Annotated in this window: 13 protein-coding genes; 8 read left to right on the top strand and 5 right to left on the bottom strand. The window is 56.0% G+C overall.

All coding sequences use genetic code 11. The annotated features are described in order from the left end of the window. The first annotated feature begins 270 nt into the window (after window positions 1–270). From MUN82_RS06925 to MUN82_RS06910, 4 genes are all read left to right on the top strand, one after another. Window positions 271–1347 carry a glycoside hydrolase family 53 protein gene (locus MUN82_RS06925; RefSeq protein ID WP_245096116.1) on the top strand — a complete coding sequence of 359 codons (1077 nt, stop codon included), beginning with the start codon at window positions 271–273 and terminating at the stop codon, window positions 1345–1347. 76 nt (window positions 1348–1423) lie between these two features. Beyond that, window positions 1424–1792 carry a MerR family transcriptional regulator gene (locus MUN82_RS06920; protein ID WP_187319771.1) on the top strand — a complete coding sequence of 123 codons (369 nt, stop codon included), beginning with the start codon at window positions 1424–1426 and terminating at the stop codon, window positions 1790–1792. Between the two features lie 226 nt (window positions 1793–2018). Continuing rightward, entirely contained in the window at window positions 2019–3140 is a 1122-nt protein-coding gene (gene dprA / locus MUN82_RS06915) for a DNA-processing protein DprA (protein WP_245096115.1), read from the top strand. Window positions 3141–3306: 166 nt separating this feature from the next. After that, window positions 3307–4149, top strand: a complete 843-nt coding sequence (locus tag MUN82_RS06910) for an aminotransferase class IV (RefSeq protein ID WP_245096113.1) — start codon at window positions 3307–3309, stop codon at window positions 4147–4149. Window positions 4150–4154: 5 nt separating this feature from the next. Here MUN82_RS06910 and MUN82_RS06905 read toward each other — a convergent pair whose 3' ends face one another. From MUN82_RS06905 to MUN82_RS06885, 5 genes are all read right to left on the bottom strand, one after another. Beyond that, complete coding sequence (locus MUN82_RS06905) at window positions 4155–4361, bottom strand: hypothetical protein (RefSeq protein WP_245096112.1); 207 nt, start codon at window positions 4359–4361, stop codon at window positions 4155–4157. 258 nt (window positions 4362–4619) lie between these two features. Continuing rightward, window positions 4620–5177: an energy transducer TonB gene (locus MUN82_RS06900; RefSeq protein WP_245096110.1), complete on the bottom strand. Its 558-nt coding sequence runs from the start codon at window positions 5175–5177 to the stop codon at window positions 4620–4622. 195 nt (window positions 5178–5372) lie between these two features. Continuing rightward, window positions 5373–5987 carry a TonB C-terminal domain-containing protein gene (locus tag MUN82_RS06895; RefSeq protein ID WP_245096108.1) on the bottom strand — a complete coding sequence of 205 codons (615 nt, stop codon included), beginning with the start codon at window positions 5985–5987 and terminating at the stop codon, window positions 5373–5375. 94 nt (window positions 5988–6081) lie between these two features. Then, window positions 6082–6876: a thymidylate synthase gene (locus MUN82_RS06890; RefSeq protein ID WP_245096106.1), complete on the bottom strand. Its 795-nt coding sequence runs from the start codon at window positions 6874–6876 to the stop codon at window positions 6082–6084. Between the two features lie 129 nt (window positions 6877–7005). Then, window positions 7006–8127: a type I restriction endonuclease gene (locus tag MUN82_RS06885; protein WP_245096105.1), complete on the bottom strand. Its 1122-nt coding sequence runs from the start codon at window positions 8125–8127 to the stop codon at window positions 7006–7008. A 335-nt stretch (window positions 8128–8462) separates the two neighbouring features. Here MUN82_RS06885 and MUN82_RS06880 point away from each other — a divergent pair, with 335 nt between their 5' ends. The 4 genes from MUN82_RS06880 (at window position 8463) to MUN82_RS06865 (ending at window position 12496) form a co-directional block, all read left to right on the top strand. Next, complete coding sequence (locus MUN82_RS06880; RefSeq protein ID WP_245096103.1) at window positions 8463–10763, top strand: efflux RND transporter permease subunit; 2301 nt, start codon at window positions 8463–8465, stop codon at window positions 10761–10763. 194 nt (window positions 10764–10957) lie between these two features. Further along, complete coding sequence (locus MUN82_RS06875; RefSeq protein ID WP_245096101.1) at window positions 10958–11572, top strand: RNA polymerase sigma factor; 615 nt, start codon at window positions 10958–10960, stop codon at window positions 11570–11572. Further along, window positions 11569–12009: an anti-sigma factor gene (locus tag MUN82_RS06870; protein ID WP_245096099.1), complete on the top strand. Its 441-nt coding sequence runs from the start codon at window positions 11569–11571 to the stop codon at window positions 12007–12009. Before MUN82_RS06875 ends, MUN82_RS06870 begins: the two co-directional genes overlap by 4 nt. Before the next feature lie 94 nt (window positions 12010–12103). Continuing rightward, on the top strand, window positions 12104–12496 hold the full coding sequence (locus tag MUN82_RS06865; RefSeq protein WP_245096098.1) for a hypothetical protein: 393 nt from the start codon (window positions 12104–12106) through the stop codon (window positions 12494–12496). Window positions 12497–12666 lie beyond the last annotated feature (170 nt).

Genomic DNA, 12666 nt, shown 5'->3' with positions numbered 1-12666 from the left:
TGGGCGGCCGTAGTGGCCAGAAGAGTAGTACGCTAGTAAAATGCCGAAACCCGGTTTGGTGGTTCCGAAGGGCATTTCCCACAAAGGTAGCCAGAACAGCGTAGAGACGCATACTTGCGTCTCTACGCTGTTGAGGTTGTTGATACCTCCTTGTAGTCGTTTGATGCGTACCGTTCAACGCCAGGAGATAAATAGCCTCAGCAACGACAAGACGCAAGTATGCGTCTCTACCGCATTCCGTAACTTCGTTACCTACCTATTTCAACCCCTATGCGCCTTTGTGCTACTTATCCGGTTTCAAAACTCCAGTTGTTCAGCAGCTTCCTGCTACTCCTGCTGCTAGGCTTCTCCTACCCTTCCGTAGCCCAGACCACCAGCTTTTCATCAGCAACAACCACGCACAAGCCGAAGAAACCCGGCAAGATGCTGGGCGCTGATATCTCCTTCCTACCCCAGCTGGAAGCCCGCGGCATCACCTTCACCGACAAAGGCCAGCCCAAAGACGCCATTCAAATTCTCAAAGACCACGGCTTCAATTACATCCGCCTACGTCTGTTTCACAACCCGGCGGCCGACAGCGGCTACTCGCCTGGCAAGGGTTTCTGTGACCTGGCGCATACCCAGCAAATGGCCAAGCGCATCAAGGCCGCGGGGCTGAAGTTTCTGCTCGACTTTCACTACAGCGACACCTGGGCCGATCCGCAGAAGCAGTTTAAGCCCGCCGCCTGGCAAGACCTGCACGGCCCCCAGCTGGAACAGGCCGTGCACGACTACACCCGCGACGTGCTGCTGGCCCTGCAAGCCCAGGGCACCACGCCCGACATGGTGCAGGTAGGCAACGAAATCAACCACGGCATGATTTGGCCCGACGGTGACATTCACAGCGCCGACAGCGTGGCCCGCCTCGACAACCTGGCCGGCCTGCTGCGCGCCGGTGTGGCGGCCGTGCGCGAAACGACGCCTAAGGCCTTAGTGATGATGCACATTGCCTTGGGTGGACAGAACGAGCAGTCGGTATATTGGCTGGACAATATGATCCGGCGCGGCGTTACGTTCGATATCATTGGCCAATCGTACTACCCGCAGTGGCATCGCACCATCCCCGACCTGCAACGCAACCTGACGGATCTGGCCCGGCGCTACCCCCAGGACGTGGTGGTAGTAGAGTACTCTGCCTTGAAGCGCGAGGTGAACGATGTAGCCTTCAACCTGCCTCGTAAGAAAGGCCTGGGCACCTTTATTTGGGAGCCACTAAACACCTGGGAACAGGTCTTCGACAAGCAAGGAAAGGCCAACGAGCTGCTACCGGTGTATGATGAAATCAGCAAAAAGTATAAAGTAAAATAGAACCCGTTTCAACTCCGTTGTGTGGTCTTTAGCTTTGGGTAACCCCGCAACGGATGCCCGCCAGGTGCCCTACCCTATGCCGTACAAAGAGCGCGAGATAAAGAAAGAGTATTACACCATTGGCGAGGTGGCCCGCATGTTTGACGTGGCGCCTTCGCTGATTCGGTTCTGGGAAACAGAGTTTGAGGACCTCAGCCCGCGCAAAAACCGCAAGGGCAACCGCCTCTATACTCCCCAGGACATCGAAACCTTCCGCACTATCTATCACCTAGTGAAGGAGCGCGGCTACACCATCCCCGGCGCCCGCGACCTGATGCGCCAGCGCGGCCCCCAGCTCAAAGAGCGTATGGAGGTAGCGCATTCGCTGGAAAAAGTGCGCGGGTTTCTGGTGGAGATGAAAAAGCAGTTGGACGCACTGGGGAAGCAGTCAGGCACCCCATCTTAGTAGAAAAGCCATTTATCTCTAAAGCTACCTTTAGGGACTAGCTCCCCTACTTCTTTCAAGGAGGGGTTGGTCCAATCGTTGCACAATACCACAGCACTATATCTTATTTCTAAACTCTAGCGTGACCACCCCCAACCCCTCCTTGAAAAAAGGAGGAGAGCTAGTCCCTAAAGGTAGCTACTGGCTACCCTCTTCGTTACGGGAGCTAGGGGGTGAGGCCTACTACATGCACGACGACACCCTCCTCCACGAAGTCGCCTTGACGCTATTTCCCGGCATTGGGCCGCAGCTCACGCGGCAGCTGATGAGCTACGGCAGCTCGGCCAAGAACGTGCTGCACCTGCTGCCGGGCAAGCTGCGCAAGATTCCGGGGGTAGGGCCCAAAGCCGTGGCCACGCTTACCGGCACCGAGCGTACCACAGCTCTGCGCCGGGCCGAGGAAACCCTGCGCCGAGCCGAAAAGGAAGGCGTGCAGCTGCTGTTCTATACCAGCAAGCAATTTCCGAAGCGCCTCAAGCAGCTCCCCGACGCCCCTACCCTGCTCTACTACCAAGGCACCGCCGACTTGAACGCACCCAAAACAGTAGGCATTGTGGGCACGCGCCAGGCCACCGACTATGGCCGCGAGCAAACTGAGCAGCTGGTGCGCGGCCTGGTACCGCACCGGCCGCTGGTGGTCAGCGGCCTGGCCTACGGCATCGACATCTTTGCCCACCGCGCTGCCTTGCAGGACGGTCTGGAAACCGTGGGCGTGATGGCCACCGGGCTGGACGTGCTCTACCCCGCCGCCCACCGCAAAACCGCCGAGAAAATGCTGACGCAGGGCGGCTTGCTCACCGAGTTTGCCTTTGGTACCCAGCCCGACAAGTACAACTTCCCGTCGCGGAATCGAATTATCGCCGGCCTTTCCGACGGCACGGTGGTGGTAGAAGCCGCCCGCAAAGGCGGCGCGCTCATCACCGCTGAGCTGGCCATCAGCTACGACCGTGAAGTGCTGGCCCTACCCGGCCCCCTGGGCAGCCCCGCCTCCGCTGGCTGCCACGACCTCATCAAGACGCACAAAGCAGCCCTCTACGCCGAGCCGAAGGACCTGGAAGAATTGCTGAATTGGGATGCCGCCCTGCACCAGTCGGGCAAGTTCCAGGCCGCGCCCACCTACTCGCCCCACGATTTCACGCCGGAGGAGTTTAAGCTAGTGGAAGTGCTGGCTTCCTCTAAAGAAGAGTTGCTGGACAATCTCAGCTGGAAAGCCCAACTGCCCGTACACCAGGTAGCCACACTGCTGCTGGGCCTGGAATTCAAAGGTGTGGTAAAAGCCCTACCCGGCAAGAAATTCGTGCTTATATAGGAGTGAGGGAGCAAGTAAAAACACGGCTGTCATCCTGAGCGCAGCGAAGGACTTTCTCACGTATGGACGAGCCGTCAGTACGTTATTCGTTCTGGCGTGAAAAGGTCCTTCGCCAGTTCAGGATGACAGACTTCTTACCTTCCTACCCTCCTGCCCTCACCCATCTGTGCTACTCCACAACGACCACCTGCTGCCCGCCGCTGACTTCGCCCTGGCCCTACCCAACCGAGGCCTCCAGTTTAACGACGGTTTCTTTGAGACGCTAGTCTGGTCGGCTGGTGCGGTGCGTTACTTGCCCCACCACCTGCACCGAATGCGGGCGGCTGCCGTAGCGCTGCACCTACCCTTGCCACCTGCCTTGGCCGATACCAACGCTCTGACGGCCGCCGTGCGGCGCGTGGCGGCGGCCAACTCGTTATCAGAGGCGCGGGTGCGCATTCAGCTCTGGCGCGGTGGTGGTGGCTTGTATACTCCCCCCGTGGACGCGCCTACCCAGTATGTTGCGACAGCCTCTCCCTTTCAGCCCAACGACCAACCCGTCCACCAAGCTGGTTTTGCCCGCGAGACGCACACCTTCTACACGCCCCTGTCGTTTTGCAAAGGGCCACACGCGCTCTATTACGTGCGGGCCGGGCAGGAGCGGCAAACCCGCGGCCTCGATGAAGTGCTATTGTTGGATGCCAATGGGCACGTAGCGGAGGCCGTATCGGCGGCAGTGTTTTGGGTGAAGGACGGACAGCTGTTCACACCCACTCTGGCTACGGGCTGCGTAGCGGGCGTGCGCCGGGCGCATCTGCTGGCTGTGGCCCGCCGACAGGACTTACCTTGCCAGGAAGGGTTGTTTCGGCCGGATCAGTTGCTAACTGCTGAGGCCGTCTTCACGGCCAATGTGGCCGGATTGCGCCCGGTGGAGCACCTGGATGGCGTTGCTCTGACATCGGCGGCGCATCCGTTATTGGGGGCGCTTCGCCGCTGGGAAGCCGACGAACACTACCCACCAACTACTTAACTCAATCAGCTGCTCGGCTGAGCTATATCCGCTGGTAGGTCGAGCCGGGTAGGTAAGGTGCCACCGGGCCGACAGCGCAATTGCAGCCAGCTGGCCTCAAACTCTGCCAGATCAGCCTCCGTCACTTCGTTGATGCGCAAGATTTCGGCGCGGGGCCGCTCGTTTGCATCTAAGGCGTATAAGGCTATCCAAGTGCGGTACTGACGGGACAAGCCACTTGGCCTGCCCTCATACCCAGTTGTTGCTTCAGAAGAAAAATAAGGACTTACCCACATATAAGGCAGATACGAAATCCACCGCAGTATTGGATTTTATTTTTGAAGTATAAATTTACAAAAAGACATAATAGTGCTTAAAATACCTTTAAAGGCACATTATGCATGTAGTTATTTTTAAAAGTTATATTTACAATGTAATTATTACAATATTATGCATTTTATCTATTATATAATAAATAGGACTTTACTAGTCTATTGCAAAGAGAAGCTTGCGCTTAGTTCCTCTTCTGATGTACGGGAAGCTGGCTCAAATTTCAGCATCCGGAATACTCGCTGGGCTTCGTTGGCTAGTGCATCCATGGCGGCGGGCGGTACGGTGTTGCTATAACCTGGGATGGGACGGGGCTCCACTGCCACTACCGAGGTGCGGCTCACGTGCCCGTCGGGGGCTATTTGCAGCCGAATCAGTACGTTGCCTTGGGCTCCTGCCATAGCTGCTGCCGTTGGGTAACGGCTGTTATTAGCAAAGAACTCCACCGACGTATTGTCTTCCTCCAGCGGCCTGTGCTCCTTCATGCGCTGCGTGAGGCCACGCTTGATGAGCCTGGACTGCTCTACCTTCGGCACCTCCATGGCTACCGTATCCCGCACTACTGGCTCGGGCTTAGGCTTCGGTTTGGGTCGCTTGCGTAGGGGCGTAATAGGAGCCGGCGGATCGGCCGTCCAGGTGTTAAAGTTCTGGGCCTTCGCTTCGGCCGTAGCCAACAACGTCAGCAAACCAATAACGGGGTAGTAAAGCCATTTCTTCATCACACTACACAACATTGAGTTTCCTTATAATCGGCAGGAAATAGACCCACAGGCCCTTTCCAGGTGTCGACAACGCAAAAGCAGCGTGAAGTGTGCCGCTTGGTTGCAATTATATCTTGTTTTATGCCTAAAAATACAGAATTCAGGCTAAACAACGACACTACCTTATCGGAAAACTGCTGTAAGCTGCTAGGACTACTGAATAACGTAGCGCACGGGCACGTCTTCTTGCGTGGTACCCGTGGCGGGTTCAAAGCGCAGTCCCCACAGCAAGTCCTCGGCGCTCTGACGCATAGCAGCCTTACCAGCCGACGCGGCCGCTTGCTTACCGTTGCTATTCTGCTGGATATCAGTACTCAATACCTCAGAATCAATTACATCTCCAGCCGAGTTGACGTTGAGGCGCACCAGCACCTGTCCCGATAGTCCTGCCTGCAAGGCCGTGGCGGGATAGCGCAGGTGCTGCCACGCGTAACGGTAGAACTCCGCATCGGGGGCGCTATAGGCACTGGTCCGCACGCGCTGCCCTAGGCCGCGCCGCAGGGGCTTGGAGTAGGCTGCTACGGCCGGCGACGTACGCCGAGCCGCCTCGGGGGTAGCGGTGCTTGCCGCCGTTGATGGGGCATCGGCCGTGGCCGCAGCACGCTTAGCCGGGCGCCGAGCGGGCGTATCGGTTGGGCTGCTGGTGCCACCTTCCCAGCGGTTGAAAGACATTTGCGCGTAACCGGCCTGAGCCAGCAACACCAGCGCGCCTACTGGCAACCAGCGCTGGGTACGGGTCTTGGGAGAGTAAACGTTGTTTGTTGTCATATCCTTAGCAGCACGTTAATGAGATGAAATAGGAATTTGCCCATTTTACTCCGTTAACGCCGCAAGGTTACTACTCGGTATGCTCGCCCAAATGTTATACGGCCACTGGCGCCTTAATAGCTGGCCAGGGGTCGTAATTCTCTAGCTTGAAATCGTCGTACTGAAAACCGAAAATATCCGTTACTGCCGGGTTCAGGCGCATTTGGGGGAGCGGGCGCGGCGTACGAGTCAGTTGCTCGCGGGCCTGCTCCAGGTGGTTGCGGTAGAGGTGGGTGTCGCCGCCGGTCCAGATGAATTCGCCAGGTGCGAGGTTGGTCACCTGCGCCAGCATGAGCGTGAGCAGGGCATAGCTGGCAATGTTAAAAGGCACGCCCAGGAACACATCAGCGGAGCGCTGGTAGAGCTGGCAGGAGAGCTTACCGTCGGCTACGTAAAACTGAAACAGAGCGTGGCAGGGCTGTAGCTTCATATCGGGCAAGTCGGCTACGTTCCAAGCTGATACCAGGATGCGGCGCGAATCAGGTTGCTCGCGCAGCAAGCGCACCACTTCGCTGATCTGGTCAATGGTTTCGCCGTTGGGAGCGGCCCAGCTACGCCACTGCTTGCCGTAGACGGGACCTAGCTCGCCGTTGGCGTCGGCCCACTCATCCCAGATTTTCACGCCGTGCTCTTTGAGGTAGGCAATGTTGGTATCGCCTTGCAAAAACCACAGCAGCTCGTGGATGATGCTTTTCAGGTGTACCTTCTTGGTGGTCACCAGCGGGAAGCCCTCCTGCAAATTGAAGCGCATTTGGTAGCCAAATACTGAGAGCGTGCCGGTGCCGGTACGGTCGGTTTTTTGGGTACCGTGGTCGAGAATGTGCTGGAGGAGGGTGTGGTACTGGTGCATGGGGAATGATTCGGAGCAACAAGAAAGCCTTATAGAAGCTTCAGTGTTTTCAAAACGTTAGGGGCAAAAATAAATAAAACCTGCCGGCACGGGCAGGTTTTATTTATAACTAATTGACAATCAACAAAATTAACTAGCAGGCACTTCTGTTAATTTCGATTCGTATCGTTGAACAGTTGCTCGGATTCGGGAAGCAAGTCCATACAGATCATCTAATGAACTGATATCAACTCGTTCACCACCTTCTATATCAAAAACAGTTACAAACTTTTTACTGCTATTAAAGTGTAATCGACAGATTGGCTTGCGGTTATTATCATCGAGTAAAATACCACAATACGATTGCACATCACGCATTACTACTCGGTTGACCGGTACTGTTTTGCGCAAAATGGCCCGAACAATCATGAAACCTTCTGTTTCTTCTACTGTCGTTACAATATCCCTGTCTTTTGTTTCAGCTTCGGGGGCTGCTTCAGCAATTTTCGACTCCACGACAGCAATTGCTGGCAAATCAGTTGTCAGCAAAGGTTGCCCCGTGTCAAGCATAGCTGACCGTAGCCGAGATGTTATTTTATCGTTGAGAAACTGATGAAAAGAGCGATGTACCAGAATAGCAAACTGCTCTTTTAATTTAGGCGTCAACACACCATCATATACCTGCTTCGACACAAAATTTATGAAGTCGGGTGAGGGCTGGGTGAACTGCTCGTCGAAGTACTTTTTGAAAGCCCGCATATACTTTAAATTATATGCAGCGAAAAGCATGTCTTCTATGCTGAATGAGACCTTACTCAGCTTCTTAATTTCAGCAACGTCATTCTCTTGAAAGTTGAACAAATCAAATTCCATGAATGGACGCTCATCCATTTTATTCGGCTGCTCTAAATCAGTGAACAGTTTATAAGTAGTACCATTCGTCAGTATCGCAATACGAGCCTCTGTTACATGAAAGTAGCGAAATAATTGGCTGGCGTGATTGATGCTCAAGTCACCGCTCACTGGCTTACATTCTACAAGAATAATAGGCTTACCATCACGCATGATAGCATAATCTATTTTCTCGCCTTTCTTAGTACCGATGTCGCAGATAAATTCTGGCACCACCTCTGTAGGATCGAAGACATTGTATCCCAAAGCGTTGATAAAGGGCATCACTAACGCATTCTTCGTAGCCTCTTCCGTCTGAATGTGGCCGATCTGTTTTTGTGCCCTGGCGGCCAGATTAGTAAGTTGATCAATAAGTTCCATGAAACTATTTTATAAAATTTGTAAGATTCTGAAATCTAATATTCTCGTGTAAGCTCTCCAAACTAAAGTTGCCGTACAGGCGAGTTTTGTAATTCTTCCGTACGGGGTAGCAGCTTTATAAGCTGCTGGTCGCGCATCTCATCGGTTATACCGTTCCTGCGCTTATCCTACCCTAGGCAGAAGCAATAGGCAAAATAGGATAACCAAAGGCCATACATTTCTAAATAGGATAGCTCGCGGAAACAAATAGCAAAAAACAACGGTTGGCCTTCGGCGGTCCTTAAGGTAAGCAGAACGATGCGTACTCGTTCCTTATGGAGCCGCCCTCTTACCCTATGCCTACTCGCCGTCTCGCCTACCCTATCCTGCTGGCCCTGTTTCTCCTCACGGGCCTGGCGGGCTACTTTGCCGCCCAGCTGCGCTTCAACTATAATTTCAACGATTTCTACCCCGCCGGCGACCCGGACCTGGCCTATTACGAGCAGTACGCCCAGCGCTTCGGCAACGACAACGACTACGTGCTGCTGGGCCTGGAAGCGCCCGCCGGCAAGACCGTCTTCGACCCGCAGTTTCTGGTGCGCGTCGATTCGCTGACGCAGTTTGTGCAGCGACGGCCTCACGTGGTCAGCGTCACGTCGCCTACCACCGCCACCAACCCGGTGGTGGAGGGCTTTGGCGTGTTCAATATCCCCTACTTCCATCCCGGCGACCCAGACCCGGCGCGGCGGGCGCAGGATTCGGCCACGGTGTACCGCACGCCGGGGCTGGTAGGCAACCTGATTTCGCCGGACGCCCGCGCCGCTACCATTCTGCTGCAAACCTCGCCCAACCTGGCCAAGCCGCCCGGCGACTCGCTGCTGGCCGCCGTGCGCCGGGAGCTGACCCGCCAGGGCTTCGCGGAGGCCGACTACCACCTGGCCGGCAAAATGGTGGCGCAGTCGGTATTCGTGGACCGCTTGCAGGTGGAGCTAGCCGTGTTTATGAGCTTGTCGGTAGTGCTGGTGACGGCCCTGCTGTGGTTCACGTTTCGGACGTGGTGGGGCGTGGTGCTACCCCTGGTGGTGGTGCTGGGGGCCATTGTGTGGGGGCTGGGCGTAATGGGTGCCTTCGGCATCAGCATTGATCTGATGACGGCCCTCCTACCCGTGATGCTGTTTGTGGTGGGCATGTCGGATACCATTCACATCATCACGCGCTACGTAACGGAGCTGGGCTACGGTACCGAAAAACGGGCCGCGCTGTGGGTTACGCTGAAGGAATCGGGCTTTGGGTCGGGGCTGTCGGCGCTGACGACCAGCATCGGCTTTTTCACGCTGATGACCAGCACCATCCGGCCTATTTACAACTTCGGGCTGTTTACGGGCATTTCCGTGCTGCTCACGTTTGTGCTCAGCTTCACGCTCTTGCCCGCCATGCTACTATTGCTGCGCAAGCCGCAGTTGCGGGTACCACGCCAGGAAGGCCGCAGCTGGGACGGTGTGCTGGGTCGCCTGTTTCGGCAGGTGCTGGCGCGGCGGCAGCTGGTAGTGGCCGTAAGCGCCGTGGTGCTGATTGCCTCGGTGGCGTCGGCCTCGCGCATCCGCATCAACTCGGCGCTGCTGGACGATCTGTCGCAGAACGACCCGGTGAAGCAGGATTTCCGGTTTTTTGAACGGCAATTTGCCGGCGTGCGTCCCTTCGAAATGGCCCTCACGCCGGCGGCTGGCGGCTCGGTACTCACCCTACCCGTACTACGCCAGACCGAGCAGATTGAAACCTATCTTCAGCGAACCTACGGCCTGCGCTTCGTGGCCTCGCCGGTTACGCTGGTGAAATCGGTGCGCAAGGCTCTGAACGGCGGCGACGTGGCCGAGTACCGCCTCCCCGACTCCGACGCCGAGCTGCAACGCCTGCTGCGCCGCGCCAAGCCATTTCGAAAGAAACCCGAGTTTCAGGCCCTGGTCTTACCCAACGGCTCGGAGGGTAGGCTCACCGGCCGCATGCCCGACGTGGGCAGCCTGCGCGCTGGTCAGCTAAATGCCGATCTGCACCAGTTTCTGCGCCAGCACATCGACTCTACCGTGGTGCAAACCCGCCTCACCGGCTCGGCAAACCTCATTGACAAGAACAACGAGAACCTGTCGCTGAACATGATTACCGGCATGAGCATCGACATTCTGATGGTGACGCTGATTGTGCTGGCCCTGTTCCGCTCCATTCGCATGACGCTGATTGTGCTGATTCCTAACCTGGTGCCCATCCTGATAGTGGCGGGCGTGATGGGCGTAGCCGGCGTGAGCATGAAAGTGAGCACCAGCATTATCTTCACCATTGCCTTCGGCATTGCCGTGGATGATACCATTCACTTTATCAGCAAGCTGAAGCTGGTTTTGTTGAAGGAAGACAGCCTATTCCGGGCCGTGCGCAAAACCTACCTCATGGCCGGCAAGGCCGTCATCGTCACCTCCTTGATTCTGGTAGGCGGTTTCTCTACCCTGATTTTTTCGTCGTTTGACGGCACGTTCTACGTGGGCCTGCTTATTGGTCTTACGCTATTGTTTGGGGTAGTAGCCGAGCTGACGTTGCTACCGATTCTGATTCTGTGGTTCTACCGCCACCAGCCTGCCGCCGTGCGCGAGGCAGTACCGGTTTCGTAGGAGTTGGGCTATAGAGACACAACGTGTTGTGTCTCGTAGTTGCTGAGTTTGGAGCTATTTGAAAACTGGTTTAGCCCGTCATGCTGAGCCTGTAATAGTTTTGCATCAGCATCAACACAGGCGTCTTTCAGAAAAACGGAAACCCCGTCAACTTTTAGTGCAACATCCTGCGGGCTGGCCGGTCTCATGCTTAGATGAGCGACTCGCCTACCTCTTCCGTCACCGACCAGCAGCTTGTCCGGCAAGTGCTGGCCGGCAACACTGCGGCCTTTGGGCAAATCGTGCAACGCACGGAGGGGTTGGTTACGCAGCTGGTATTCAAGATGATCCGGCATCCGGCCGATCGGCCGGACATCGCGCAGGAAGTCTACTTGAAGGCCTTTAAAAATTTGGCCGGGTTCAAGTTTCAGGCGAAGCTCTCCACGTGGGTTGGCCAAATCACCTACAATACGTGCCTGCACTACCTGGAAAAGAAGCAGCTGGTGCTGGTAGACCCCGCGGAGCCTCCCCCGGATGATGCCGCCGAAGAGGGTCGCCGGTCCCTACCCCCGCTCGTAGCCGGCTCGGATTACAACCCCGAAGCGGCGCTTTTCGACAACGATTTAACGGCCATTCTGGGCGTGGCCATCGAGCAGTTGCCCCCGCTCTATCGCACCCTGATTTCCTTGTACCATCAGCAGGAGCTGAGCTACGAAGAAATTGCCCAGATCACCTCCCTGCCAGACGGCACTGTGAAAAACTACCTCTTCCGGGCCCGGAAACTGCTGAAACAGCAACTCCTGACCCGCTATCAACGCCAAGACTTATGACGAGCTTTCACCTTTCCGAGCGCGACTTGCAAGCGGCAGCCGAATCTTCCGCCCTCCTAGCCGCGCCTCAGGCAGCCCACCTGCGCGACTGCCGCCAGTGCCAGAACCAGGTTGCTACCTACCAGCACCTGTTTGCGGCTGCGGCCCGCCTACCCCAGCCGGCTTTTGCTTTCGACCTCACGGCCAGTGTGCTAGCGCAGTTGCCTAAAACTAAGCCCGCTTTCCCGTGGGTGCTCTGCTTGGTGGCGCTTCCTGTAGTGGGGGTGGTCGGCGCGTTTCTGGCGTTGTTCGGAGGCACACTGGTACAGGCTTTCCAGGAGTTGCCTACCCTGCTAGGTGGTGGGCTGGTAATAGTGACTGGTTTCCTCGTAGCCGGACAATGCGTGGAGCTGCTGGCCCGCCACCGCCGGCAAATGCGCCTGCTGTCTTTTTCGTAATTTTTTTGCAACACGAACGGCTTCAACCGGTCTCATGCAGTACCACCCCACGGCCCGACTTATGAAAGGTTTTTTGTTGCTTCTGCTTTTCTGCTTGACCACGAAGGGAGCGTCGGCCCAAAGTACGCTGCCGTCTCTTGATGATAACGCATTAGATCTGGCCCGGCACGTATTGCTGCCCGGATTAGCGCTTTTCCTGCTCGGCTACTTTGTTTTGGCGGTCGTTAAACTGGTCCTGAACTACCTGCTGAAGCGGCAAATTGTGGCGGCGGCCGTTTCAGAAAGCGTGGTGGAGCGCTTACTACCCGGCCCTCGGGACGAGCAAAACAAGGTAGTGAAGTGGATTGCGCTGCTCCTGAGCGGCGGCGTAGGGCTTACGGTATGCTTATTTCTACCCTTGGGTATTTACTCCATCATTATCCTGCTTTTCAGCACGGCCTTCGGTTTTCTGGCTTACTACCTTTTTCTGCGTCGCCAGACCAAATAATACGTGCAACGCCTGTTTGCTTTCTCCAGCGCCTCCATCTAGCAGCTTAGCGACTGGATAGAGTAAGCTGCTTTAGCCACACCTTTTTCTTCGTCATTCTACCCTTACCTGTATGAAACAGCCGGTACACTCAGCACAATCTACTATGCATTACATAGTAACTTGCATTA

This window comes from Hymenobacter aerilatus (assembly GCF_022921095.1).
In the GTDB taxonomy this organism is placed as follows: domain Bacteria; phylum Bacteroidota; class Bacteroidia; order Cytophagales; family Hymenobacteraceae; genus Hymenobacter; species Hymenobacter aerilatus.
Note: the sequence above shows the minus strand (reverse complement) of the source record. Positions and strands in the feature narration are given on the sequence as shown.

What these genes read in the sequence shown, in the direction of transcription:
- MUN82_RS06925 (WP_245096116.1), top strand. Translation starts at nt 271, where the DNA reads ATGCGCCTTTGTGCTACTTATCCGGTTTCAAAACTCCAGTTGTTCAGC.
- MUN82_RS06920 (WP_187319771.1), top strand. Translation starts at nt 1,424, where the DNA reads ATGCCGTACAAAGAGCGCGAGATAAAGAAAGAGTATTACACCATTGGC.
- dprA (WP_245096115.1), top strand. Translation starts at nt 2,019, where the DNA reads ATGCACGACGACACCCTCCTCCACGAAGTCGCCTTGACGCTATTTCCC.
- MUN82_RS06900 (WP_245096110.1), bottom strand. Translation starts at nt 5,177, where the DNA reads ATGAAGAAATGGCTTTACTACCCCGTTATTGGTTTGCTGACGTTGTTG.
- MUN82_RS06895 (WP_245096108.1), bottom strand. Translation starts at nt 5,987, where the DNA reads ATGACAACAAACAACGTTTACTCTCCCAAGACCCGTACCCAGCGCTGG.
- MUN82_RS06890 (WP_245096106.1), bottom strand. Translation starts at nt 6,876, where the DNA reads ATGCACCAGTACCACACCCTCCTCCAGCACATTCTCGACCACGGTACC.
- MUN82_RS06885 (WP_245096105.1), bottom strand. Translation starts at nt 8,127, where the DNA reads ATGGAACTTATTGATCAACTTACTAATCTGGCCGCCAGGGCACAAAAA.
- MUN82_RS06880 (WP_245096103.1), top strand. Translation starts at nt 8,463, where the DNA reads ATGCCTACTCGCCGTCTCGCCTACCCTATCCTGCTGGCCCTGTTTCTC.
- MUN82_RS06875 (WP_245096101.1), top strand. Translation starts at nt 10,958, where the DNA reads ATGAGCGACTCGCCTACCTCTTCCGTCACCGACCAGCAGCTTGTCCGG.
- MUN82_RS06870 (WP_245096099.1), top strand. Translation starts at nt 11,569, where the DNA reads ATGACGAGCTTTCACCTTTCCGAGCGCGACTTGCAAGCGGCAGCCGAA.